Here is a 23220-nt window from a genome sequence, read left to right as displayed (position 1 = left end):
TGCGTATAGTCGTTGAAAATCTTCCCGGCTGAGTCTGACCATGCTGCGCAACTGCATTGCCACCCTCTGTTTTGCACTCCTGCTGCTTCCGGCTGCGGAAGCTGCGACCGTGAGAACCGAGACGATCCTGGTCACCCCGCCGGAGCAGAATGCCTCCGGCAACCCGGCCATTCCTCCGGAAGATCTCTTGCCCCCAATCCCCGATGAGGCCGGCGCGGATGATGCGGGCGGCCCCATGGATGAGGCTGATCCGGCCGAGGGCATCGAAAGCCCGGAAGAAGGCCAGTCTTCGGAAGTCTCTCCGCAGAACCTGCTCCCTGTCCCTGAGGTGCATTACGGACCGGAGGGCCTGCCGGCGCCTGTCGCCCGCATGCGGGACCAGTTGACGGAAGCGGCCCGCAGCGGCGACGTCGAGCGCATGCGCATGGTGCTGGAAGGCAACGAGATGATGCCGACCCTGTCCCTGGCGGAAATCGGTGACCCGATCGAGTTCCTGAAGCACAGTTCCGGCGATGGGCAGGGCCAGGAAATCCTCGCGATCCTTCTGGACGTGATGGAAGCGGGCTGGGTGCATGTGGACGCCGGAACCCCGCAGGAAATGTACATCTGGCCCTATTTCGCCCGCTACCCCTTCGACAAGCTGACACCGGAGCAGAAGGTGGAGATGTACCGTATTGTCACCGCCGCCGATTTCGCGGAAATGGACGCTTACGGCGCTTGGCTGTTCTACCGTGTCGGCATTGGTCCGGACGGCACGTTGCATTATTTCGTCGCGGGCGAATGAAGCCAACTCCCGGTGAGTTCCAAGGACCGGGAGTTGGACAGGCCCTCGCGGCGGTTCAAACGCGGGTGACTTCCGCCCAGACCGAATAACCGCGATAGAGCGAACCGGCCTCGCAGCGCGCCTTGTGCTGCCCGGCAAGAGCCTCCACGGCGCCGGACAGATCCGCCCGTGGCGTGACGTGGAATTTCGCCAGCCAGGCATGCAGCAGGCGGCGGAAAAGACCCGGCAGACGCTCCTGCTGGCCGAAATCCACCACCGACAGCTGCCCGCCCGGTGCCAGTGCCGCAAAGCCGGCTGCCATCGCCTCGCGCCAGGGCGGGATCATCGACAGGGTGTAGGACATGAACACCCGGTCGAAGCTGTCCCGGCCAAACAGGGCTTCTGCGTCAAAAGCCGAAGCATCGCCGCAGGCGAGCCGGATACGGTCCTCCAGCCCGGCGCGGCGGATATTCGCGTCTGCCGTTGCCAGCATCTCGCGCGAAATGTCGAGGCCGTAGAACCGGGCATCGGGATAGAGCCGCGCCGCCTCGATCAGGTTGCGGCCCGTGCCGCAGCCAAGTTCCAGTACGGAACCACCTGCAGGCGGCGCCAGCCGGGCGATCAGCCGGTCGCGGCCCAAGAGGTAGTATTTGCGCGTCAGATCATAGATGTGCCGCTGGTTGCGGTACACGCTGTCCATCAGCGCAGCGGAAGCGCCGCTCTGGCTGCGGGGTTCATCCATTGAAGACATAGAGATGGAACCCGCCATAGATGGAGGAACGGTCGCGGCGGCCCAGCTCAAGGCTCTTCTCCGCCTCGTAGGTCCAGCGGTCCAGAATCGCATCGTGCACGCGGCCCGGCAGGAGCGTCGGCTCTGCGGCGGTGCGGAAGATGACGCGGGCGCCGGGGCGGGCGGTGCGGGTGATCTGGGCCCACAGGGCGTTCAGCTGATCGTCGGTCATCCAGTCCTGCGCATCGAGCAAGACATAGGCGTCGAGAGTGGCTGGAACTTCGCCTTCCAGATGTTCGGTGAAGCTGCGGTTGACCACCTCGACGCGGGAGGCCCGCTCGCGGATGGCATCGAAATGCTCACGCTTCAGATAGGGCGGCAGCGGACCGGAGGCACCCGTGCTCTCATCCCCGCCCTGCGGCGCATAGCCCCGGTTGAAGGCCTGCCAGGCGAAATAGTTGTCCGAGAGCGAGAAATCACAGGCGAGCTTCTGCAGCCGCTGCTTCAGCACATCGGACATGTCGCCCGTCGGGCTGGCGGAAACCAGCGCCTCATACTGGGCGGGCGGAATGCCGAGGCCATAGAGCGACATCTTCTTGGAGGTTGCCCAGCGCACCAGCCGCTTGTCGAACAGGGGCGCCAGCGCCGTCTCGAAATAGCTGCGCTGCTCATCCAGCGTGCGGGCGCGGACGAAATGCTTCGGGTCGATGCCGTAGAGGCGGGCGACGAAATGGCCCACGCCGATGAAATAGCCCAGCAGACCGTGGTGATAGAGATCCCGCGAGAACAGGGTGATGCGGCGGCGGCCAAGCCCGCTGATGCCCCGGCCTTCCCAATAGCTGCGGGTTTCCGCATCCAGCTTGTCACGCAGGAAGCGCTCGTAGGCGGCGATGTTCGCCTTCTCGTCCGCTTCGCCGAAGAAACGGTAGAAGCTGTCATGGTTCGGCAGGTGCTGCGCGGCAGCCAGCTTCAGACGGCCCAGCGCCACATGGGCGCGGTTGAGATCCACCGCCGTGATCGCCGCCGGATCGGCCGTCAGATAGGACATGACGTTGCAGCCGCCGGAGGCGATGGTGACCATGCGCGAATGCGGCTTGAGCTGCAGCGCCTCCAGATCCACATCCGGGTCTTCCCAGATCTGCGGATAGACCAGCCCCTTGAAGGCGAAGGTGAACATGCGCTCCAGAAAGCCCTCGCGGGACGTGGCGCTGGACCGGTGGACGGCCTTCTTCAGTCTGGCTTTCGATGCTTCAAGCGTGCTCACCGGCATTGTTCGCTCCCTCAGGGACTGCCCACCGGCGATTCTTCCGCCGGATAAGAACCTGAGGGGGAGCGATACTGCAGACACGCGACAGAGACATGACGGCCGGGACAGCCTTTAAGCTGCTCTGCCAGATCACTTCGCCGTCGTCACCACAAAGTCGGTGCCAAGGCCGGTGTTGCGCAGGAACGACCGGTCGGTGACGATAAGCGAGGAGCCCGGCGTCAGCATGGCGCCAACCTCCTTGCGCACAGTGGCGGGCATGTCGATCCGGTCGAGGATGCGCGCCGGCGTCATGCCTTCGGCCTCTTCCGCCACCACGGCCATCCAGCCGGTTTCGCTGTCTCCGGGCTTGAAGCCCAGCGCGGTGAAGATGACGGTGCCGATGGGCGCCTTCGGATCCTTCAGGGTGACGCCTGCCTGATAGATGTCCTTGAACTTCGCCCGGATGCGCAGTTCCGCGTTCAGCGGCAGATCCTCGCCCGCCTCGCGGTAGACCCGCTTCAACAGGCTGAGGCTGTAATTGCCGGTGACCGGCAGCTCGTAGCCTTCCTGGAACAGACGGATTGCATCCCGCGTCTTGCGGCCCATGACGCCATCGACGGGGCCCGCCTCGAAGCCGAGCCGGTTCAGCATGGCCTGCAGGTCGTGGATTTCCCGGCCCGAGGGGCGGGGCAGGATGATCATGCGCAGCGGCGTGCCGAAATCGGCCGCAGCAGCGCCCTGCGCCGGTGTCTGAGGCTCGATGGATCCGGTGACGACCGGCCCCGTGCCGCCGCTGTCCGTCATGATGGAGCCGCGCAGCCCCTGCCCTTCCGGCAGGACGCTCTCATCAAGGCTGGCCACCGCCGTGCCCGGCTGATAGGGCTGAGGCAGGGCTGCGTGAGCAATCGCCGCCGGAACGGTCTCGCCATTGGTGATCACCACATGCATGCCGTGCCGGGTCATGGTGAAGAGATCCTGGGCAAAGCGCATCGGCAGGCGCACACATCCATGCGAGGCCGGATAACCGGGCAGCTTGCCCTCGTGCAGAGCGATGCCGGACCAGGTCAGCCGCTGCATGTAGGGCATCGGCGCGTTGTCATAGAGATTGGAAAAATGCTTGCGGCGCTTTTCGAGAATGGAGAACACGCCCGTCGGCGTGCTGTGCCCGGTCTTGCCGGAGGACACCGGCGTGGAAGTGACAAGCTCCAGCCCGCGATAGACCTTGAGGTTCTGCTCGCGCAAGGACACGACGATCTGCATCGGATGCTCGGGATCGCTGATCTCAACGGCCCCCTGCAGCGTTTCCGCTGCACCGGCGGTCATGCTGGCTTCGGCAGGCTTCGCCAGCCCCGCGATCTGCTTCAGCCCGGCCGGGCCTTCGGCTCTCGCCTGCGGAACTGCGAAATGCATCATGGCAAGAGCACAGCCCGTCATCAGCGCCACGCGCCAGATGCGCTCGCGCATCGCTCCGCCGTCCACCAATCCTGTTGCCGTCTCCATCACCATGCGAGCCTCATCTACGCCATACCCGTCAGCCCGCACTCACCTTACCCACGCTCCGTGTACTTAGGGTTAGGGAACAGGGTTACCGAAGTATGCGGATTTGACCGGTTCCGGTCATAGAAGCTTAACCCTGAACCCGCTGTGGCGCCCGTCACATTTTCGCCGGATTTGAAGAGGGAGAGGCACGCGAACGGCGCGGCCGCAGGCTTCTATGCATCAACCGCCCGAAGTGATGCACCTGGTTCGCGGCTGAACGTCTCCGCCCCCCTCCCCCTCGTGGGGAGGGGTAAGAGGTGGGGGGCTCTGAGCCGAAAACGATATGAAAGACAGACAAATACCTGAAAAGGCATCAGGAGGAGCAGCTGTATGAAATTTATTAATACTCTGCCAGCCGTAAAGGCCCTTCCCCCCACCCCTAACCCCTCCCCACCAGGGGGAGGGGGGCTGAAACGCCGTGCCGTAAAGGCCAGACCGCCACCCCGCCCTGCCAGCCTGACAGCTCGGGCTACTTCCCTCAGCCCTGCGGCTGGAGGGCGTCCTGGAAGTGGACGGTTTCGCCCTGCGAGGGGGTGGTCAGTTCGCCCTGCCACATCACCTTGTGGCCGCGCACGAAGGTGCCGACGGGCCAGCCGGTGACTTCCACGCCGTCATAGGGCGTCCAGCCCACGCGGGAGGCGATCCACTCGTTGCGGATGGTTTCCTTGCGCTTCATGTCGACGATGGTGAAATCGGCGTCATAGCCAACGGCAATGCGGCCCTTGCGCGCCATGTTGAACAGGCGGGCGGGGCCGGCGCTGGTCATGTCGACAAAACGCTCCAGCGTCAGCCGCCCGGCATTGACGTGATCGAGCATCGTCGGCACCAGCGTCTGCACGCCCGTCATGCCGGAATGGGAGCCCGGATAGGCGTGGTCCTTTTCCTCGCGGGTGTGCGGGGCATGGTCGGAGCCGAGAATATCGGCGACACCCTGATTGACGCCCCACCACAGGCGCTTCTGATGCGATAGATCACGCACCGGCGGGTTCATCTGGGTATAGGTACCCAGCCGCTCGTAGCAGTCCGGGGCAAACAGCGTCAGGTGATGCGGCGTGACTTCCGTGCTGGCCACATCGCGGTGGTCCGCCAGATATTCCATCTCGTCGCCGGTGGAAATATGCAGCACATGCACCCGCTTGCCGAGGCGGCGGGCGAGCGTCACGAGGCGCTGGGTGGCCAGCAGCGCCGCCGTTTTATCGCGCCAGACCGGGTGCGAGCGGGGATCACCCGGCACGCGCAGGTTCATCCGGTCGCGCAGGCGCATTTCGTCCTCGCAGTGGAACGAGGCGCGGCGGGTGATCTTCTTCAGGATCTTCGCCAGGTTCTCGTCATCCTCCACCAGCAGGTTGCCGGTGGACGAACCGATGAACACCTTGATGCCGGCTGCGCCCGGCAGCTTTTCCAGCATCGGAATTTCTTCGATGTTTTCCGCCGTGCCGCCGACGAAGAAGGCAAAGTCGCAGTGCATGCGGTGATGGCCCGCCGCCACTTTTGCCGCCAGCGTTTCGGCCGTGGTGGTGTTCGGGTTGGTGTTCGGCATCTCGAACACCGCCGTCACACCGCCCATGACGGCGGCGCGGGAACCGGTTTCAAGGTCTTCCTTGTGGGTGAGGCCCGGCTCGCGGAAATGCACCTGCGTGTCGATGACGCCCGGCAGAATGGTCAGGCTCTTGCAGTCGATGACTTCCGCCGCTGTCTCGCCGCGCAGATCACCGATGGCGGAAATGCGCCCGCCGCGCACGGCCACATCGCGGATGGCCGTGCCGTCCTGATTGACGACCGTGGCGCCGGTGAGAATGAGATCATGGGCAGCAGACATTGATGACTCCTCTTCCATCTTCGGCGCGGGCCTTGGCGCACGGCTTTTTCTGGCGCGCTTATACGATTGGCAGGGCGCACGGGTCCACAGGCTTTTCGGGAAAGAGCCTGCCCGATGACGCCGCGCCTTGCCGCCGGGCGGGCGCGGGGCTATCTCAACGGGAGAGATATACGCAGTTTCACTGGAGCCTCTCATGTCCGCTACCCGTTTTGCCCTTCTGCCTGACCGAGGCCTCATGCGGGTGAGCGGGCCGGAAGCCACGCATTTCCTGCAGAACCTGCTGACACGTGATGTGGAAGCCCTCACAGCGGGCGAAGCTGCCTTTGCCGCGCTGCTGACACCGCAGGGCAAGATCCTGTTCGATTTTCTGGTGCTGAAGGATGCGGACGGCTTCCTGCTCGATACGCCGGCCTCGCAGGTGGCAGCGCTTGTGAAGCGGCTCGGCTTCTACCGGCTTCGCGCCAAGGTGACGCTGGAGGATTGCACCGCCACCCATGAGGTGGCGGTGGTCTTCGGCGATGCCCTGCCTGCTATGCCACTGGCACCGGCGGTGCTGGCCGCAGCCGACCCGCGCCTTGCTGAACTGGGCCTGCGGGTTGCCGGGCCGAAGGGGCTGGCAGGCATTCTGGAAGGCCTCGGCTTGCAGGGGGCAGAGCCCGCAGACTGGCATGCCCACCGCATCAGCCTTGGCGTACCGGAGGCGGAAAGCGACTTTGCCTATGGCGAGATCTTCCCGCACGACGCGGACATGGACCAGCTGAACGGCGTCTCCTTCCGCAAGGGCTGCTACGTGGGGCAGGAGATCGTCTCGCGCATGGAGCACCGCTCTACGGCCCGCAAGCGCTTCGTCAGGGTGGAAGCGGCAGAGGCCCTGCCCGCCATGGGCAGCCCGGTTCTGGCCGGGGAGCAGGAGGTGGGCACGCTTGGCTCATCCTCAGGCGGCCGGGGACTGGCGTTGCTGCGGCTTGACAAGGTGAAGGCAGCCCTCGACAAGGGCGTCCAGCTGACCGCTGCCGGAACGGCGCTTGATGCCACGCTGCCCGGCTGGGCGCGTTTCACCTGGCCCGAAAGCGGCAGCGGCGCAGGCACGGACAGCGCCTGATCAGCCCTTCAACCCTTTCGCCGCACTGGCCCAAGACTGACGGGCCCCAGACTGACCGGCCCCAGACTGACGGAGCATCCATGGCTGCCGACCGCCCCGAACTTCCGCCCCGCGCCTGGCAGCGCATGCTTTCCGGCCGCAGGCTCGACCTGCTGGACCCTTCGCCGCTGGATGTGGAGCTGTCCGACATTGCCCACGGCCTTGCCCGTGTCGCCCGCTGGAACGGCCAGACGCACGGCGATCACGCCTTTTCCGTCGCCCAGCACAGCCTCGTGGTGGAAGACATCGCCCTGCAGCTGAAGCCGGACCTGACCCCGCAGTGGCGCCTTGCGGTGCTGCTGCACGATGCACCGGAATATGTGATCGGCGACATGATCTCCCCCTTCAAGGCGGTGATGGGCGGCGACTACAAGCTGGTGGAAGGCCGTCTGCAGGAAGCCATCCACAGGCGTTTCGGCCTGCCGGGCAAGCTGCCGGAGGCTGTCAAGAAACTGGCGAAGAAGGCCGATATCATCTGCGCTTATTTCGAGGCGGTGGAACTGGCAGGATTCGGTGATGAGGAGGCAGGCAAGATCTTCGGACGGCCCAAGGGCTTCGGCACCGGTCCAGCCAGTGCTCCACGCCTTGGCCTTGAACCGATGCCCGCAGCTGCCGCCCAGATTGCCTTCACCGAACGCTTCGAGGCCATAGCCGCCCTTGCCGCAAACACGCCGCAGAAGGCCGCGCGCGGGCGGTGACGCAGGGGTGTAAAAAGGTTACTCTCCAAAGACACAGTTTCAGGATGACCGATTGATGCTTTACGTGTCTTCTCTTTCCCGCCTCAAGGAAACGGTGGAGCGGACGGGCGCCACCCGCATGGTCAGCCTGATCAATGCCGGAACGCCGGTGGAGCGGCCTGCTGCCATTGCGCCGGACAATCACCTGTTCCTTGGTTTCAACGACATCATAGATCCAGTGGAAGGACTCGTGCCGCCCGGCGAAGCGCATGTGAGCTCCCTTCTCGACTTCGTGCAGGGCTGGGACAAATCCGCCCCGCTGGTCATCCATTGCTGGGCAGGAATCAGCCGGTCCACGGCGGGCGCCTTCATCACCGCCTGTGCGCTGACGCCGGATGCGGATGAGGCGGAGCTTGCCTCGGTTCTGCGTGCCCGTGCGCCCTCCGCCACGCCCAATGCAAGGCTGGTGGCGATTGCCGACCGCATGCTTGCCCGCGACGGGCGCATGATCGAGGCGATCCGGGCCATCGGCCGCGGGGCAGATGCCTTCGAGGGCACACCCTTCGAAATGCCTCTGGCCTGAAGGAGCGGGCGCGGATGAACCAGACCACGGCAACCATCGAGATCGGCCTGAATGCCGTGATCGTGGCCGTGCGCGAGGGCGTGCCGCAGGTCGTCACCTTTGCCGGTGGCGGAGAGGACGAGGCCGAGGGCCTGCCCTTCGGCCCTTTCGATCCGCTGCATCACCGCACCTTTGAAAGCGGGTTGCGCACCTGGGTGGAGGAACAGACCGCCCTCACCATCGGCTATGTGGAGCAGCTTTACACCTTCGGCGACCGGGGCCGCCACATGACCAGCGGCGACAGCGGCCCGCATGTGGTGTCCGTCGGCTATCTCGCCCTCACCCGCAAGAGCGCGGACAGCGAGGATGTGCTGTCGCAGCATCATTCCTCCTGGCGGTCCTGGTATGACTATTTCCCCTGGGAAGACTGGCGCGACGGGCGGCCTGCGATGCTCGACCGCGATCTTCTGCCCGCGCTGCACGCTGCCTCCGGCCGCATGCCGCCGGAAGCGCCACACAGCGGCCTTGGCCGGGCCGAGCGCATCCGCCTTGCCTTTGGCGAGGATGAAGGCAGCTGGGACGAAGAGCGCGCGCTTGACCGCTATGAGCTGATCTATGGCGCCGGGCTTGTGCAGGAGGCCCTGCGTGACGGGCGGCCCGAGGCGCTGGCCTGCCCGGATCTGCCGAAATTCGGCCGCCCCATGCGTTTCGATCACCGCCGGGTGCTGGCCACCGCCCTCTCGCGCCTGCGCGGCAAGCTGAAATACCGCCCGGTGATCTTCGAGCTGATGCCCGACACCTTCACCCTCACCGAATTGCAGCAGACGGTGGAAGCGATCTTCGGGCGGCACCTGCACAAGCAGAACTTCCGCCGCCTCGTGGAAAACGCCGAACTGGTGGAGCCCACCGGCGCCACCTCCACCGCCACCGGCGGCCGCCCCGCCGCCCTCTTCCGCTTCCGCCGCGAAATCCTGAAAGAACGCCCCGCCCCGGGGCTCAGGGTTGGTGGGCGATGAGATAAGTCCAGACAGCGGCACATCCTCTCAAACGTCTTCCCGGACGCAGCGAAGCGGAGATCCGGGACCGGTGAGCCGAGGCCTATCTATTTGTAAAACCAGTCAACTTGCACCCCGGCTCTCCGATCCCGGATCGCGCAGGCGCGCCCGGGATGACGATGGAGAGGTAGAGGTGCAGATCACTCACTCCGCCGCAGCGAGGCGGGCGACGGGTTGTTCGCGGATCGGCCAGTGGACGATGGCCGCGAGAAGACCGAGGGCGATGCCGAGCCACCAGACCGCATCATAGGAACCCAGTTCGTCATAGAGCTTGCCGCCCAGCCAGACACCGAGGAACGAGCCGATCTGGTGCGACAGGAAGACGAAACCGAAAAGCGTTGCCATGTAGCGTGGGCCGAACATGACCGCCACAAGGCCGGACGTGGGCGGCACGGTGGACAGCCACAGAAAGCCCATGGCCGCCGAGAAGATCAGCACCGAGGCCGGTGAGGCCGGGGCCATGAGGAACAGGGTGATGGCCACCGCACGGGCAAAATAGATCAGAGACAGGAAATGCGGCTTGGAATGGCGTGTGCCGATATAGCCCGACGCCAGCGACCCCACGATGTTGCACAGGCCGATGAGGGCGATGGCATAGCCGCCCCAGCGCGCATCCAGTCCGAGGTCGGAGATGTAGGGCGGCAGATGCACGGTGATGAAAGCCACGTGGAAGCCGCAGACGAAGAAGCCCAGCGTCAGCAGCAGGTAGCCCCGCGTCTTGAACGCCTCGGCGATGGCTTGCTTAAGGTTCTGGTCGGCGCTGGTGCCGGCGTAGGCGGCTGCATCCGGCTTGCCGCGCAGGGCGATGGCGAGCAGCGGGAGAAGCGCCATCAGGCCGGAGAAGGCCAGCAGCGTGTTGTGCCAGCCGATTTCGGCAATCAGCCCCGCACCCAGCGGCGCAAACAGGAACTGGCCCAGCGAACCGGAGGCCGTGCCGACACCAAAGGCGAGCGAGCGTTTTTCCGGCGTCACCGTGCGGGCAAAGGCGGCGAGCACCATGGAGAAACTGGAGAAGGCAATGCCAAGGCCGATCAGCACGCCGCCGGTCATGTGCAGCGCCACCGGCGAGGTGGCGTCCGCCATCAGCCACAGGCCCAAGCCATAGAACACCGCGCCCAGCGCAATCGTCTTCCAGGTGCCGAACCGGTCGGCAAACATGCCCGCCACCGGCTGGCCGATGCCCCACATCAGGTTCTGGATGGCGATGGCCAGCGAGAAGATCTCCCGCGACCAGTCGCGCGCTTCGGTCATCGGCTGGAAGAACATGCCCATGGTCGAGCGCGGCCCGAAGGACAGAAGCGCAATGGCACAGCCGCAGATGATGATCAGCGGAATATTGGCCCTTGCGGGCGCAGATGCGGCGGACATGACCCGGTTTCTCCGATTCACACACTCCGGGCCGTGTGATGAGCCCCTCGCCCGCTACTATGCGCCTGCGCCTTTGTCACTCAAGTGAATGTTTGTGATGCAGAGATGAGAGCTTCTTATGGGCCGTTTGAACAGGGGCTTGCGCATGCATTGCCCGAGTGACTCTTGCATGCAAACAACGCGGTTGAACGCCATTCGAGGCGCGGGGAAGGCGGCAGTTTGACCTTCAAGGCACGGCCTGTCAGCCCCCTCCCCCTTGAGGGGAGGGGTCGGGGGTGGGGGTAAGAGACTGAAAACACGAGGTATTGTCATTTTAAGTTCGCGACGCCGAGTAGATGCCAATTATGCAAACTCCTGAGTGAAGACCCCCACCCCTACCCCTCCCCTCAAGGGGCAGGGGAATCGCATATGTCGAATAAGGGGTTGTTTTACTGAGACAAATCGATTCATGAGTTCTCCGTCCCAGGAGGTCGCGATGAGTAGATTTGCCGCTTGTTTTGAAGCTTTGCCTGATCCGCGCAGCAGCAACGTGCGCCATCCGTTGACGTCGATCCTGTTCATCGCCATCGCGGCGATCATCTGCGGGGCCGAGAGCTGTACCGACATGGAGGACTTCGGCCATTCGAAGCGCAGATGGCTGAAGTCGATCGTGCCGCTGCCCCATGGCATTCCCAGCCACGACACCTTCTCCACCGTCTTTCGCCACCTTGACACCGAGGCCTTCGAGGCGGCCTTCCGCCGTCTCACGGCCACCTTTGCCAAAGGGATCGAGGGGGTGGTGGCGATTGATGGCAAGGCCGTGCGCGGCGCCTACCGCCGCGGGGCCAAGGCAACGCCGCTGCACCTCGTCAACGTCTGGGCTGCCGGTGCCGGTCTGGTCATCGGCCAGAAGACCGCGCCAAACCGCAATGAAGTGCAAGGCGTTCTCGACGCGCTCGCGCTGCTGACGCTCGACGGAGCCACCGTCACGGCCGATGCCCTCCACTGCAGGGCTGACACGGCACGGGCCATTCTGGCCACCGGCGGTGACTATGTTCTGGCCCTCAAGGACAACCAGCCCAGCCTCCTGAAGCAGGCCAAAGCCCTCATCGAAGACGGGGACCGGATCGACAGCATCCTGCTCGCCCCGAAAACCGCCCATGACCGGACCGAGACACGCCGGGCCAGCGTTGTGGCCGCCACGGATATCGGCTTCCCCGGGCTGCAGGCCGTCGGCTCCGTCGAGACCTTCCGCCTTCATGCAGATGGCACCCAGACCAGTCATGTCCGCTTCTTCCTCCTGTCCAGGATCATGCCGCCAGACGCCCTCATCGAAACCGTCAGAACCCATTGGCACATCGAAAACAAACTGCACTGGGTCCTCGACGTCCACTTCTGCGAGGACGCCGCCAGAAACCGCAAGGACAACGGACCCCAGAACATCGCCCTCCTGCGAAAAATCGCCCTCAACGTCATCCGCTCCCATCCTGACAAGGCCTCAATCAGGCGGAAAATCAAAAAAGCTGGATGGGACGAGGACTTCCTCACATCGCTCATCAGCCATATGCGATAGCCCTGCCCACCAGGGGGAGGGGATCGGAGACGCCCTGCCAGAAACCAGATGCAACACGGTGGGCTCCAATCCGCAACCCATTGCCAGCACACAAACAAGCCTCTGGAAAATATCATCTTTTCAAAAATATGACACTTTTCTGCAGAAAGTGTGGATTTGGTCTGCGGGCAGGACTATATAAGCTCAGGAAGAGCAAAAGACGGTGGCAGGCAAGGGGCGGTCAGTCCCGTTTTCTTTTACCGGCCATATGCTCAAAATGAGCATAATAGATCTGAGCTCCAAAGGGAGTACGGCCCTATGGCTACCACGCTGATTTCCTCACGTTCCGCCTGCGAGGTCAGGCCTGCAGCGGAGCTGGCGATTGACCGTCATGGTGCGGTGAACCGTCCGGACCTGGCCTATACGGAAGAGGTGGCGCGCGAGACGGCGCCCATCTACGAGAAGGTCAAGCACATCATCCCCGCCATCGAGTGGCCCGCTCTTGCGCCGACGATCCATGCGATCAACAAGCTCAAGAAGGAGCGCAACGCCGTCATCCTGGCGCATAACTACATGACGCCGGACATCTATCACGGCGTGGCGGATGTGGTGGGCGACAGCCTGCAGTTGGCCGTCGAGGCAACGCGCACCAGCGCGGACGTGATCGTCCAGTGCGGCGTGCATTTCATGGCCGAGACCTCCAAGATCCTCAATCCGTCGAAGACGGTGCTGATCCCCGACAGCCGCGCCGGCTGCTCGCTGGCCGAGTCCATCACTGCCGAAGATGTGCGTGCCCTGCGCGAGCGCAATCCCGGCGTGCCGATCATCACCTATGTGAACACCTCTGCCGCCGTGAAGGCCGAGTGCGACATCTGCTGCACCTCGTCCAATGCCGTCGAAGTGGTGGAGAGCCTTGGCGTGGACCGGGTGTTCCTGATCCCGGACAAGTATCTGGCTGCCAATGTCGCCCGCAAGACCAACGTGGAAGTGCTGGTCTGGGATGGCGCCTGCGAAGTGCATGAGCGCTTCACCGCGCAGGAGCTGCGCGACTACCGCAAGATCGATCCGGACGTGAAGATCATTGCCCATCCGGAATGCCCGCCGGAAGTGGTGGACGAAGCCGACTTTGCCGGCTCGACCAAGCACATGATCGACTGGGTGAAGGAAAAGAAGCCCGCCAAGGTGATGATGATCACCGAATGCTCCATGGCGGACAATGTGGCGAGCGAGACGCCGGGCGTGGACTACATCCGCCCCTGCAACCTGTGCCCGCACATGAAGCGCATCACCTTGTCCAAGATCCTCGATGCCCTGATCGAGATGAAGGAAGAAGTCACGGTTGATCCCGCCGTTGCAGGCCTTGCGCGCCGGGCGGTGGAACGTATGATCAACCTGAAGAGCTGACCGGCAAGCCGGCGCGTCACCCTGGCGTGCCGGTCTGTCCTGTTTTCTGACCCGCCCGGACCTTCCCTCCCCCATCTGTCCGGGTGCGGCCTTGCGGCCGGAGGCGGAGCTGCCTTCCGGCGCCGTTTGGAAAGCCCCTGCGATGGCAATACGTAGCGAAATCCTGGCCCCCTCCCTGTCTGCGCGCGGCGTGGACGATGTGGTGATCCTCGGAGGTGGTCTTGCGGGCCTGTTCTGCGCGCTGAAACTCAGCCCGCGCCCCGTCACCATCATCAGCAATGCGCCGATTGGTGAAGGGGCTTCCTCGGCCTGGGCGCAGGGCGGCATTGCCGCTGCCGTTTCCGACGGGGACACATCCGAAAGCCATCTCGCCGATACGCTGGCCGTGGGCGGCGGCATCTGCCAGGACAAGATCGTTGCCATGATGACGGCGGAAGCGCCGCGCCGGGTGCATGACCTTCTGAGCTATGGCGTGCCCTTCGACAAGGATCTGGAAGGCCGCCTGCAGGTCTCCCGGGAGGCCGCCCATTCCCAGAGCCGCGTGGTGCGGGTGCGCGGCGACATGGCCGGACGCGCCATCATGGATGCGCTGGTGACGGCCGTGCGCAACACGCCGTCCATCCGCGTCATCGAAGGGTATCTCGGCGAAAGCCTGATCACCGAAGGCCGTTATGTCACGGGTGTGATGGCGCGCCGCCGCGGCGGGCTGGAGCGTCTCGCCTTCCAGGCACCGGCCGTTGTTCTGGCGTCCGGCGGCATCGGTCATCTCTATTCCGTCACCACCAATCCGGGCGAGGCCAATGGCCACGGCCTCGGCATGGCGGCCCGCGCCGGGGCCGTGCTGGCGGATGCGGAATTCGTGCAGTTCCACCCCACCGCTCTGGATCTTGGCCGCGATCCGGCACCGCTGGCCACCGAAGCCCTGCGCGGCGAAGGCGCAATCCTCGTGAACGCCGCCGGTGAGCGCTTCATGCAGAAGGTGCATCCGCTGGCCGAACTGGCCCCGCGTGACATCGTCGCCCGCGCCGTCTTCCGCGAGCGGGCCGCCGGGCGCGGCGTGTTCCTTGATTGCCGCGAGGCAATCGGCGCAGGCTTTGCCGAACACTTCCCCACCGTTTACGCCACCTGCATTGCCGCGGGCATCGACCCGATGACGCAGCCGATCCCGATTGCCCCGGCCGAGCACTATCACATGGGCGGCGTGCTGACGGACGCGAACGGCCGCACCTCGCTGGACGGCCTGTGGGCTGCGGGCGAAGTCGCCTCCACCGGTGCCCATGGCGCCAACCGGCTGGCCTCCAACTCGCTGCTGGAAGCCGTGGTCTTTGCCGCACGCATCGCCGAGGACATTCAGGGCCTGATGCCGACCCCGCGCACCGCCTATTGGGAAGAACTGGACGATGAACCCGGCCTGCCCAGCCAGCGCAACCACGATGAGCGCACCGCCATCTCCATCCTGCGTCAGACCATGAATGATCTGGTGGGCGTGGAGCGGGATGCGGACGGGCTGCAGACCGCCCTCGCCCGCATCGCTGCGGCCGAAGCGCGAGTACAGCGCACCTCCATCCGCAACATGATGATTGCGGGCAAGATCGTGGCCGCCGCCGCCTTCCTGCGCAAGGAAAGCCGCGGCGCGCATTACCGTTCCGATTTCCCGCAGGCCGATCCGGCACAGGCCAAGCGCAGCTTCCTGACCCTGGATCAGGTGAACGCAGCCGCAGCAGGCGCCAGCGAGGCGGTGAAGGACCCGCTGTCTGCCTTTGACCTCGCCAACATGGCGGGAGAAGGCGCATGACCGCCTTCCTGCCCGAACTGCCGCATCTGATGGTGGAAGACGCCGTGCGCGCTGCCCTGCTGGAAGACTGGGGCCGTGCCGGGGACATCACCTCTCAGGCCACCATCGGCCCGGATGTATCGGCAAGCGCCGTCATCGCCGCGCGCAAGAACGGCGTGCTGGCAGGCATCGACCTTGCCATCACCGCCTTTGCCCTCACCTCGCCAAAGCTCAAGGTGGACGTTCTGGTCCGCGATGGTGCAAGGCTGACGCCGGGCGCCATCGTCGCCCGTATCGACGGCCCGGCACGGGCGCTGCTGGCGGCGGAGCGCGTGGCGCTGAATTATCTCGGACGCCTCTCCGGCATCGCCACGGCGACCGCCCGCTTTGCCGATGCCATTGCGCATACGAAGGCGAAGATCGTCTGCACCCGCAAGACGACACCGGGCCTGCGCGCCTTCGAAAAATATGCCGTACGCTGCGGCGGCGGCTCCAACCACCGCTTCGGCCTCGATGATGCGATCCTGATCAAGGACAATCACATCGCCGTTGCGGGGGGCGTCGCCAAAGCCATCCACTCGGCCAAGGCCTTTGCCGGGCATCTGGTGAAGATCGAGGTGGAAGTGGACACGCTGGACCAGCTGCGCGAGGCGCTGGAGGCAAAGCCCGACGTCATCATGCTGGACAACATGGGCCCGGACCGCCTGCGCGAGGCTGTGGCCATCGCCGGCGGCAAGGTGCTGCTGGAAGCTTCCGGCGGCATCGACGAAACCACCGTGCGCGCCGTGGCCGAGGCTGGCGTCGACCTCATCTCCTCCGGCTGGATCACCCACTCCGCCCCGGTTCTGGATCTGGGGCTCGATATCGGCATCGGGTAATTGGGCAGAACCAGTGCCTTGACCTCTCCATCGTCATCCCGGACGCGCCCCGCGCGATCCGGGACCGGCGAGCCAGAGTGTCAATTGGTTCAGGACGTTATAGAACAGGCAAACCTCGGCTCACCGGTCCCGGATCTCCGCTTCGCTGCGTCCGGGACGACGACGGGGGCAGTTCTCCCGCCCCTCACATTTCCTGATCAGCCTCAGTTCCAGCCGCCGGCCTTGGTCTTGTAGAAGATGTGCAGGCCGATCTGGCCGCGCTTGTTCATTTCACCGGCCCAGCGCGGCTTCACGTAGGTGGCGTGATAGTGCGTGGAGGCATCCACCATCTTCAGATATTGCTGACCCGAGACCACTTCCTTGGCAAGGCGCTGCGCCTTGGTCCAGGCGGCCTGCGAGGTGATCCGGTCCGGGATGCCGTCACAGGCGAAGGAGAACTGGCACTGGTTGCGCCTGTTCTGGTTCTGATAGACCACTTCGCAGATGGAGTTCGGATAGGCCGGGTTCTTCACCCGGTTCAGCACCACCTGAGCCACCGCGACCTGCCCCTCCTCGGATTCGCCCCGTGCCTCGAAGTAGATCGCCTCGGCCATGCAGCGCTGTTCCTTGGGCTCCACAACAGACAGCGGCAACGGCTTCTGCGCCCACCAATGCGGGTTCTGCGGATCTTCCGGCGGCGGCAGGTCCACTTCATACTGCGGACCGAACAGAGCCGTAAACGGATCGCGGGAGGTATCGGCCGCTTCCGGCGCATAGGCCGAGACGAGCGAGAAGCCTGCCGCAGCCGCGTTGCGCGCCATCATCATGCGCTGCAGATCCATCGGCTCGCCCGCTTCCTCCGTGCCCTTGCTGCGGCTGCCCTTCGGCTGCTTGGCGGCGCTGGCAAACTGATTGCGCTGATCGGCCGTCAGCGGCTCGGGCTTGACGAAGGCAACGCGCGGCATGTCGGCCTGACCGCCGTTTCCAATGAGGCTGGCCATGGCATAGACCGAGCCGGAAGCCTGCTCCAGCATCTCCCGGTCCGGCGCCATCGACATGAAACGGTCGCCTTTGCCGGTGCGGTTGATCCGGATCTCGTCCGGCACTTCCGTCGGCAGCGTCTCGCGCACCAGAGGCTCAAGCCCCTTGATCACGGTGTTCTGCATGCCCTGCGGTGCCGATACAGTGACGCCTTCCAGCGTCAGCTCCGGCGCCGGCAGGGGCGTTGCCTGTGCCAGTGTCAAAGTGGGAGGCAGCTGCGAGCTGAAATCGACGGTCTCCAGCGCCTGCATCCAGGATGGCATGCCGCCTGCTGACATCAGTGCACTGATATCCTGCTGGCCGATGGAGCCGGTGAGACCGATGAAAGCGAGGGGGGCGGCGGCCAGCGCGTGACGGAGCTTGAAGCGCCGGCGCGGACGGATGGGCTTGCCGCAGAGATAAACGGGGCCGAACATACGCAACGCAACTCCAACCTTCCGCGCCTTTACAGGACCGCGAACGCAACGGGGGACATTCCTTCAAGCTTTGATCTTGAGTTTGTCCTGTTAACCTTGAGAAGGAGTTAATGCCGCGAAATTTCCAGTCTGCCCCTGCGTTAATTTTTCTTGCGGACGCTGGACATGGTTAAGGCGTTGAATGATTTGAACAGCGAAGCCCCCGCCTGCCGCCATACGCCCATGCACCGGCGCTGTAACCAGCACTGAGTCACCCCGGCCAAGCGTAGCGCGAGCCGGGGACTACTCGTTTGCAGAGAAGGGCGATTGCCCAGAGCCTGGCGGCAGGCTCTCGCCCGATGCAAGCCGTTCCGGCGTCAACACGTCTCATCGCTCTGGAAGCGAGTGGTTCCCGGATCTCCGCTTCGCTTCGTCCGGGACGACGCAGAATCTGCGGGACGGCGCGGGAGTGCTCCTGTTTGCCCCCCCCAAAAAACAGCCCCCGGAAAGCTGGGCTCGCCGGGGGCTGAAGAAGGATCACATGTTCGGGTAGTTCGGACCGCCGGAGCCTTCGGGCACCGTCCAGGTGATGTTGCCGTTGGGGTCCTTGATGTCGCAGGTCTTGCAGTGGACGCAGTTCTGCGCGTTGATCTGGAAGCGGGGCGCGCCCTCGCCTTCCTCAACCCATTCATAGACGCCGGCCGGGCAATAGCGGTTCGATGGGCCGCCGTAGACGTCGTGCTCGGACGCCTTTTGCAGCGCCATGTCCTTCACCTTCAGGTGGACCGGCTGATCCTCCTCGTGGTTGGTGTTGGACAGGAACACCGAGGACAGCTTGTCGAAGGACACGACCCCATCGGGCTTGGGATAGGCAATCGGCTTGCACTCTGCGGCCGGCTTCAGGCTCTGCGCGTCGGTCTTGCCGTGCTTCATGGTGCCGAAGAAGGAGAAGCCGAACAGTTCGTTCGTCCACATGTCGAGGCCGCCCAGCATGACGCCCATGACCGCACCGAAGCGCGACCACAGCGGCTTGACGTTGCGCACCTTCTTCAGGTCCTTGCCGATGTCGCTTTCGCGCCAGGCGGTGTCAAAGGCCGTCAGTTCGGCATTCGCCTCACCCCGGCCCAGCGCCTCCATCACATGCTCGGCTGCGATCATGCCGGAGAGCATAGCGTTGTGCGAGCCCTTGATGCGCGGCACGTTGACGAAACCGGCGGAGCAGCCGATCAGCAGGCCACCGGGGAAAGAGAGCTTCGGCACCGACTGGTAGCCACCCTCGGTGATGGCGCGAGCACCATAGGCAAGGCGCTTGCCGCCCTCGAAGGTGTCACGGATCGCCGGATGGGTCTTGAAGCGCTGGAACTCGTCGAAGGGCGACAGGTGCGGGTTCTGGTAGTTGAGATGCACCACGAAGCCGACGGCGACCTGATTGTCCTCCAGATGGTAGAGGAAGGAGCCGCCGCCCGTGCGGTTGTCCAGCGGCCAGCCGAAGGAATGCTGCACCAGACCCAGCTGATGCTTTGCCGGATCGATCTGCCACAGTTCCTTGATGCCGATGCCGAATTTCGGCACATCCGCATCCTTGTCCAGCTCGAAGCGGGAGATGAGCTGCTTGGCCAGCGAACCGCGCACGCCTTCGGCAATCAGCACGTATTTGCCGCGCAGCTCCATGCCGCGGGTGTAGCTGTGGTTGGGCTTGCCATCACGGCCAATGCCCATGTCACCGGTGGCAACGCCGACAACCTTGCCCTCGCCGTCATAGAGCACTTCGGCGGCGGCAAAGCCGGGGTAGATCTCCACGCCCAGCTCTTCGGCCTTGGTGGCCAGCCAGCGGCAGACATTGCCCAGCGAAACGATGTAATTGCCGTGGTTGTTCATCAGCTTGGGCATCAAAACATTCGGCAGGCGCATGGAACCGGCAGGTCCCAGCACGAGGAAATGGTCAGCCGTCACCGCCGTCTTGATGGGCGTGTCCTCGCTGCGCCAGTCCGGCAGCAGGCGGTCCAAGGCAATCGGGTCAATGACTGCGCCAGAGAGAATGTGCGCGCCCACTTCCGAGCCCTTTTCCAGGACCACGACGGACAGCTCTTCGCCCTTCTCGTTGGCAATCTGCTTGAGGCGAATGGCGGCGGAAAGGCCTGCGGGGCCAGCACCGACAATCACCACGTCAAAATCCATGCTTTCGCGCTCGGGCAGCTCAAGCTCTTCCGTCATCGCACTCTCCCTCTCAAGCACGCCAGACTGCGAACAGACTGGCGCAATTGCAGCAGGCGGCCCCACCCTGCCCGCTTGACTGTCTAAGCGTCGCGTCCTCTTTAGAGCAGCTCAAGTGGACCTGCAATTCCTCCGTTTCGGCTGGTTGAGACTTTACGTTAACGTAAGCGTTAGTCAACCCGTCAGCTTGCCGCAGGAATGGAACCGATATCACGGGAGAGCGGGGCAAGGCATGTTGTGTTTGCGCCATCTCCCGTTACATTGGCGGCATGATCACGTCTTTCTCAGCATCTGGCCTGACGGCCCGGCACATCGAGGCGCTTCTGGACTTTCTTCAGGGCGCCGGTGTGGATGGCTGGGTGGAAGATGACGTCATCGACCGTTTTGCCCAGTCGGCGCTGGAAGCAGAGCAGGCTGCGATGGCGCGCCAGTCGCGCGGAGCGCCGGGACCGCAGGGCATGCCGGCAGCGCCGGGCCGCAGCTTTGATGCAGGCCCTGGCATGGCGGACCCGCGCGGCGGCGGTTTCAGCCCGCAAGATTACGGTCAGGGTCCGGTTCAGTCACGCATTGCCGGTCAAGCCGCCCCGCCGCCTCTCAATCTGCCGTCACTCAACCGCAATGCCGCGCCCGAACCGCAGGCGCAGGCACCTGTTTCTGCCTCCACGGATCCGGCGGTCATCCCCGGCGAACAGGCGGTGAAGTCTGCCCGCGAAGCGGCAAAGTCAGCCGCAACGCTGGAAGACCTGAAGGCCTGCCTTGCCGCCTTCAACGGCTGCAATCTGCGCCTCACAGCCAAGTCGCTGGTCTTTGCCGATGGCAACCCGTCCGCCCGGGTGATGCTGGTGGGCGAAGCGCCGGGCCGGGACGAGGATCTGTCCGGCGTGCCCTTCATCGGCCGCTCCGGGCAGTTGCTGGACCGGATGCTGGCGGCCATCGGGCTCGACAGATCGTCCGTCTATATCGCCAATGTCGTGCCCTGGCGCCCGCCGGGCAACCGCACGCCGACACCGCAGGAAACGGAAATCTGCCGTCCTTTCATCGCCCGGCAGATCGAACTCGCCAACCCGGACTTTCTGGTCTTTCTGGGCGCTGCGTCCGCCAAGGCGCTGACAGGCAACACGGATGGTATCCGGCGCATGCGCGGGCGCTGGATGGATTATGATGCGGGCGGGCGGAAGATCCGCGCCATCGCGACCTATCACCCGGCCTATCTCCTGCGCAGCCCACTGGAAAAACGGCTTGCCTGGCGGGACTTCCTTGCGTTGAGACAAGCACTTTCCAGCGCAAGTGACGCAATTGGATGACCGGGCGAGCCCTTAAGTATACCCATTGTTAAAGTTGTATCAGCTAGCTCTATTATGTTGGGCGGGGCATCGTGGGCGATGACAGATACGGCATTCTCGACAAGGCGGCAAAGGCCGGACCAGACAGCGGAAAAGGCGCCGGAAAAACCATCCGGGCCGGACGGCGGAATTGTGGCCGTGGTCAAGCCTGCAGCGGCCGGGACCCCATCCGGTTTCGCAGCCCCCCGCAGGGCCAAGCCTGCACCTGATACGCAAGCGGCTCAGACTGTTCTGGCCATCGACATCGAGCGCCTGACCTGCATTCCGGCGTCCATCAGCAACCTCACACAGTGGGGGTGCCTTCTCTCCTCTCCCGATATCACGCTGCTGCAGAAGAACATCGCCCTGCGCTTCAGCGACGAAAAAAGCCTCCGCGCAGCGACGGTGACTTCGATCAACGGCAATGATGCAACGATTGTCTTTGCAGGGGTGGCGGGCGATGCCGAAAGCCAGCGCAAGGAAGCGCGCCGCGCCGTCTCGATCCAGGTGGTGCTGACGGACCCTGAACGCACACGCCGCGTCACGGGGCGCATCGTCGATGCCGCCCGTTCCGGATGCCGCGTACAGGCGGCCGGCGTCAAGCATCTGGGCAAAACCATCCATCTGCGCGTGCTGGGCATGCCCCGCGCCATCGTCGCGGAAGTCATGTGGTGCGACGATGAGGGGGCGGGCCTGCGCCTCAACTGGGAAGCTGTCAGCCAGCTGGCGGCCAAGACAAAGGCTGATTTTCTCGCGCGCGGCACTATCTAATGCTCACTGGCAGGCATCACCGCCTGCCCTGGCAAGCCGGAACGGGATTTCATGCTGACAGCAATCAAAACCAGACTGAAGAAACTCCTCGGGCGTGGCGGCGCCGCCATTCCTGTGGTCCGCCTGCAGGGCGTCATTGGCAGTACCGGCCCTTTGCGCAGCGGCCTCACGCTCGCGTCCGTGGCCAAACCGCTCGAACGGGCCTTCTCGATGAAGAAGGCCCCCGCCGTGGCGCTGATCATCAACTCCCCCGGCGGCTCACCCGTGCAGTCCCGCCTCATCTACACCCGCATCCGCGCCCTTGCCGAAGAACATGGCAAGCAGGTGCTTGTGTTCGTGGAGGATGTGGCGGCATCCGGCGGCTATATGATCGCCATCGCAGGCGATGAAATCATCGTCGATCCGTCCTCCGTGGTCGGCTCCATCGGCGTCGTCTCCGCTGGCTTTGGCTTTACCGAACTCATCAGCAAGATCGGCGTGGAACGGCGCGTCTATACCGCAGGCACCCGCAAGGTGTCGCTGGACGCCTTCAGCCCGGAGAACCCGGAAGACGTGGCGCATCTGAAGTCGCTGCAGGCCGAAATCCACGACGTGTTCATCTCCATGGTCAAGGACCGGCGCGGGGAGCTGCTCTCACAGGATCCGGATCTGTTCAGCGGCCTGTTCTGGACCGGACGCACCGCCTGCAGTCTCGGCCTTGCCGACAGGGAGGGAGATCTTGTCTCCGTGCTGAAGGAACGGTTCGGTGAGAAGGCGCAGCCGGTGCTGATCAGCCAGCCGCGCGGGCTGTTCGGCCGCAGATCCTCAGGCGGCGTTGGCGGCGGCATCGGGGCCACGCTGAACGCAGGCGCCCTGACGGAGGACGTGCTGGGCGCTCTCGAAAGCCGCAGCCTGTGGGCCCGTTACGGTCTGTGACATTTTTTGACCGGGACGCCACAGCTTGAGGCCCCTTTTGCCTTGCCTCCGCCACGATCGGGCGGGAGGATTGCACATCATCTGGAGATATTCCTC

19 protein-coding genes are annotated in these 23220 nt (G+C 64.4%); 12 read left to right on the top strand and 7 right to left on the bottom strand.

Features of this window, described 5'->3' with window-relative positions; translation table 11 throughout:
* Positions 1–109 precede the first annotated feature (109 nt).
* The gene (locus IF10I1_RS12665) at positions 110–784 is read left to right on the top strand and encodes a hypothetical protein (protein ID WP_208977654.1); all 675 of its coding nucleotides are present in this window, start codon (positions 110–112) and stop codon (positions 782–784) included.
* A gap of 55 nt (positions 785–839) precedes the next feature.
* On the opposite strand, the gene IF10I1_RS12660 is transcribed toward IF10I1_RS12665, so the two are convergent.
* The 4 genes from IF10I1_RS12660 to IF10I1_RS12645 all read right to left on the bottom strand — a co-directional run bounded on the left by IF10I1_RS12660 (position 840) and on the right by IF10I1_RS12645 (position 6097).
* Complete coding sequence (locus tag IF10I1_RS12660; protein WP_186392948.1) at positions 840–1505, bottom strand: class I SAM-dependent methyltransferase; 666 nt, start codon at positions 1503–1505, stop codon at positions 840–842.
* Positions 1498–2763 carry a DUF3419 family protein gene (locus tag IF10I1_RS12655; protein WP_186392949.1) on the bottom strand — a complete coding sequence of 422 codons (1266 nt, stop codon included), beginning with the start codon at positions 2761–2763 and terminating at the stop codon, positions 1498–1500. Before IF10I1_RS12655 ends, IF10I1_RS12660 begins: the two co-directional genes overlap by 8 nt.
* Before the next feature lie 126 nt (positions 2764–2889).
* Entirely contained in the window at positions 2890–4245 is a 1356-nt protein-coding gene (locus IF10I1_RS12650) for a L,D-transpeptidase family protein (protein ID WP_186392950.1), read from the bottom strand.
* A gap of 511 nt (positions 4246–4756) precedes the next feature.
* The gene (locus tag IF10I1_RS12645) at positions 4757–6097 is read right to left on the bottom strand and encodes a dihydroorotase (RefSeq protein ID WP_186392951.1); all 1341 of its coding nucleotides are present in this window, start codon (positions 6095–6097) and stop codon (positions 4757–4759) included.
* Between the two features lie 193 nt (positions 6098–6290).
* Between IF10I1_RS12645 and IF10I1_RS12640 the strand changes: the two genes are divergently transcribed.
* The 4 genes from IF10I1_RS12640 to IF10I1_RS12625 all read left to right on the top strand — a co-directional run bounded on the left by IF10I1_RS12640 (position 6291) and on the right by IF10I1_RS12625 (position 9493).
* Positions 6291–7199 carry a folate-binding protein YgfZ gene (locus IF10I1_RS12640; RefSeq protein WP_186392952.1) on the top strand — a complete coding sequence of 303 codons (909 nt, stop codon included), beginning with the start codon at positions 6291–6293 and terminating at the stop codon, positions 7197–7199.
* 80 nt (positions 7200–7279) lie between these two features.
* Positions 7280–7936, top strand: a complete 657-nt coding sequence (locus tag IF10I1_RS12635; protein WP_186392953.1) for a YfbR-like 5'-deoxynucleotidase — start codon at positions 7280–7282, stop codon at positions 7934–7936.
* Between the two features lie 55 nt (positions 7937–7991).
* A complete protein-coding gene (locus IF10I1_RS12630; protein ID WP_186392954.1) occupies positions 7992–8498 on the top strand; it encodes a tyrosine phosphatase family protein in 507 nt (168 codons plus the stop codon).
* A gap of 14 nt (positions 8499–8512) precedes the next feature.
* Positions 8513–9493: a hypothetical protein gene (locus IF10I1_RS12625; RefSeq protein WP_058897783.1), complete on the top strand. Its 981-nt coding sequence runs from the start codon at positions 8513–8515 to the stop codon at positions 9491–9493.
* Positions 9494–9676: 183 nt separating this feature from the next.
* On the opposite strand, the gene IF10I1_RS12620 is transcribed toward IF10I1_RS12625, so the two are convergent.
* Positions 9677–10900 carry an MFS transporter gene (locus IF10I1_RS12620; RefSeq protein WP_094462271.1) on the bottom strand — a complete coding sequence of 408 codons (1224 nt, stop codon included), beginning with the start codon at positions 10898–10900 and terminating at the stop codon, positions 9677–9679.
* A gap of 475 nt (positions 10901–11375) precedes the next feature.
* On the opposite strand from IF10I1_RS12620, the gene IF10I1_RS12615 reads away from it, so the two are divergent.
* From IF10I1_RS12615 to nadC, 4 genes are all read left to right on the top strand, one after another.
* On the top strand, positions 11376–12452 hold the full coding sequence (locus tag IF10I1_RS12615) for an ISAs1 family transposase (protein ID WP_186424526.1): 1077 nt from the start codon (positions 11376–11378) through the stop codon (positions 12450–12452).
* Positions 12453–12749: 297 nt separating this feature from the next.
* Positions 12750–13835: a quinolinate synthase NadA gene (gene nadA, locus IF10I1_RS12610; RefSeq protein WP_186393095.1), complete on the top strand. Its 1086-nt coding sequence runs from the start codon at positions 12750–12752 to the stop codon at positions 13833–13835.
* Between the two features lie 142 nt (positions 13836–13977).
* Complete coding sequence (locus tag IF10I1_RS12605) at positions 13978–15630, top strand: L-aspartate oxidase (protein WP_186393094.1); 1653 nt, start codon at positions 13978–13980, stop codon at positions 15628–15630.
* Positions 15627–16487 carry a carboxylating nicotinate-nucleotide diphosphorylase gene (nadC, locus tag IF10I1_RS12600; protein ID WP_186393093.1) on the top strand — a complete coding sequence of 287 codons (861 nt, stop codon included), beginning with the start codon at positions 15627–15629 and terminating at the stop codon, positions 16485–16487. Before IF10I1_RS12605 ends, nadC begins: the two co-directional genes overlap by 4 nt.
* Before the next feature lie 203 nt (positions 16488–16690).
* On the opposite strand, the gene IF10I1_RS12595 is transcribed toward nadC, so the two are convergent.
* Positions 16691–17923: a cell wall hydrolase gene (locus IF10I1_RS12595; RefSeq protein ID WP_094462275.1), complete on the bottom strand. Its 1233-nt coding sequence runs from the start codon at positions 17921–17923 to the stop codon at positions 16691–16693.
* A 516-nt stretch (positions 17924–18439) separates the two neighbouring features.
* A complete protein-coding gene (locus tag IF10I1_RS12590) occupies positions 18440–20116 on the bottom strand; it encodes an electron transfer flavoprotein-ubiquinone oxidoreductase (RefSeq protein ID WP_186393092.1) in 1677 nt (558 codons plus the stop codon).
* A gap of 269 nt (positions 20117–20385) precedes the next feature.
* Here IF10I1_RS12590 and IF10I1_RS12585 point away from each other — a divergent pair, with 269 nt between their 5' ends.
* The 3 genes from IF10I1_RS12585 to IF10I1_RS12575 all read left to right on the top strand — a co-directional run bounded on the left by IF10I1_RS12585 (position 20386) and on the right by IF10I1_RS12575 (position 23124).
* Complete coding sequence (locus IF10I1_RS12585; RefSeq protein ID WP_050471932.1) at positions 20386–21420, top strand: uracil-DNA glycosylase family protein; 1035 nt, start codon at positions 20386–20388, stop codon at positions 21418–21420.
* Between the two features lie 78 nt (positions 21421–21498).
* The gene (locus IF10I1_RS12580) at positions 21499–22209 is read left to right on the top strand and encodes a PilZ domain-containing protein (protein WP_186393091.1); all 711 of its coding nucleotides are present in this window, start codon (positions 21499–21501) and stop codon (positions 22207–22209) included.
* Between the two features lie 51 nt (positions 22210–22260).
* Positions 22261–23124: a S49 family peptidase gene (locus IF10I1_RS12575; protein ID WP_058897791.1), complete on the top strand. Its 864-nt coding sequence runs from the start codon at positions 22261–22263 to the stop codon at positions 23122–23124.
* The last annotated feature ends 96 nt before the right edge of the window (positions 23125–23220 follow it).

Source organism: Pannonibacter sp. I15F10I1, assembly GCF_900185665.1.
GTDB lineage: Bacteria > Pseudomonadota > Alphaproteobacteria > Rhizobiales > Stappiaceae > Pannonibacter > Pannonibacter indicus.
The sequence above is the reverse complement of the archived record's forward strand: the minus strand, read 5'-3'. Positions and strand labels throughout refer to the sequence as shown.

Coding starts and splice junctions, on each gene's coding strand:
- IF10I1_RS12660 (WP_186392948.1), bottom strand. CDS start 1,505: ATGGATGAACCCCGCAGCCAGAGCGGCGCTTCCGCTGCGCTGATGGAC.
- IF10I1_RS12655 (WP_186392949.1), bottom strand. CDS start 2,763: ATGCCGGTGAGCACGCTTGAAGCATCGAAAGCCAGACTGAAGAAGGCC.
- IF10I1_RS12650 (WP_186392950.1), bottom strand. CDS start 4,245: ATGGTGATGGAGACGGCAACAGGATTGGTGGACGGCGGAGCGATGCGC.
- IF10I1_RS12645 (WP_186392951.1), bottom strand. CDS start 6,097: ATGTCTGCTGCCCATGATCTCATTCTCACCGGCGCCACGGTCGTCAAT.
- IF10I1_RS12640 (WP_186392952.1), top strand. CDS start 6,291: ATGTCCGCTACCCGTTTTGCCCTTCTGCCTGACCGAGGCCTCATGCGG.
- IF10I1_RS12635 (WP_186392953.1), top strand. CDS start 7,280: ATGGCTGCCGACCGCCCCGAACTTCCGCCCCGCGCCTGGCAGCGCATG.
- IF10I1_RS12630 (WP_186392954.1), top strand. CDS start 7,992: ATGCTTTACGTGTCTTCTCTTTCCCGCCTCAAGGAAACGGTGGAGCGG.
- IF10I1_RS12625 (WP_058897783.1), top strand. CDS start 8,513: ATGAACCAGACCACGGCAACCATCGAGATCGGCCTGAATGCCGTGATC.
- IF10I1_RS12620 (WP_094462271.1), bottom strand. CDS start 10,900: ATGTCCGCCGCATCTGCGCCCGCAAGGGCCAATATTCCGCTGATCATC.
- IF10I1_RS12615 (WP_186424526.1), top strand. CDS start 11,376: ATGAGTAGATTTGCCGCTTGTTTTGAAGCTTTGCCTGATCCGCGCAGC.
- nadA (WP_186393095.1), top strand. CDS start 12,750: ATGGCTACCACGCTGATTTCCTCACGTTCCGCCTGCGAGGTCAGGCCT.
- IF10I1_RS12605 (WP_186393094.1), top strand. CDS start 13,978: ATGGCAATACGTAGCGAAATCCTGGCCCCCTCCCTGTCTGCGCGCGGC.
- nadC (WP_186393093.1), top strand. CDS start 15,627: ATGACCGCCTTCCTGCCCGAACTGCCGCATCTGATGGTGGAAGACGCC.
- IF10I1_RS12595 (WP_094462275.1), bottom strand. CDS start 17,923: ATGTTCGGCCCCGTTTATCTCTGCGGCAAGCCCATCCGTCCGCGCCGG.
- IF10I1_RS12590 (WP_186393092.1), bottom strand. CDS start 20,116: ATGACGGAAGAGCTTGAGCTGCCCGAGCGCGAAAGCATGGATTTTGAC.
- IF10I1_RS12585 (WP_050471932.1), top strand. CDS start 20,386: ATGATCACGTCTTTCTCAGCATCTGGCCTGACGGCCCGGCACATCGAG.
- IF10I1_RS12580 (WP_186393091.1), top strand. CDS start 21,499: ATGACAGATACGGCATTCTCGACAAGGCGGCAAAGGCCGGACCAGACA.
- IF10I1_RS12575 (WP_058897791.1), top strand. CDS start 22,261: ATGCTGACAGCAATCAAAACCAGACTGAAGAAACTCCTCGGGCGTGGC.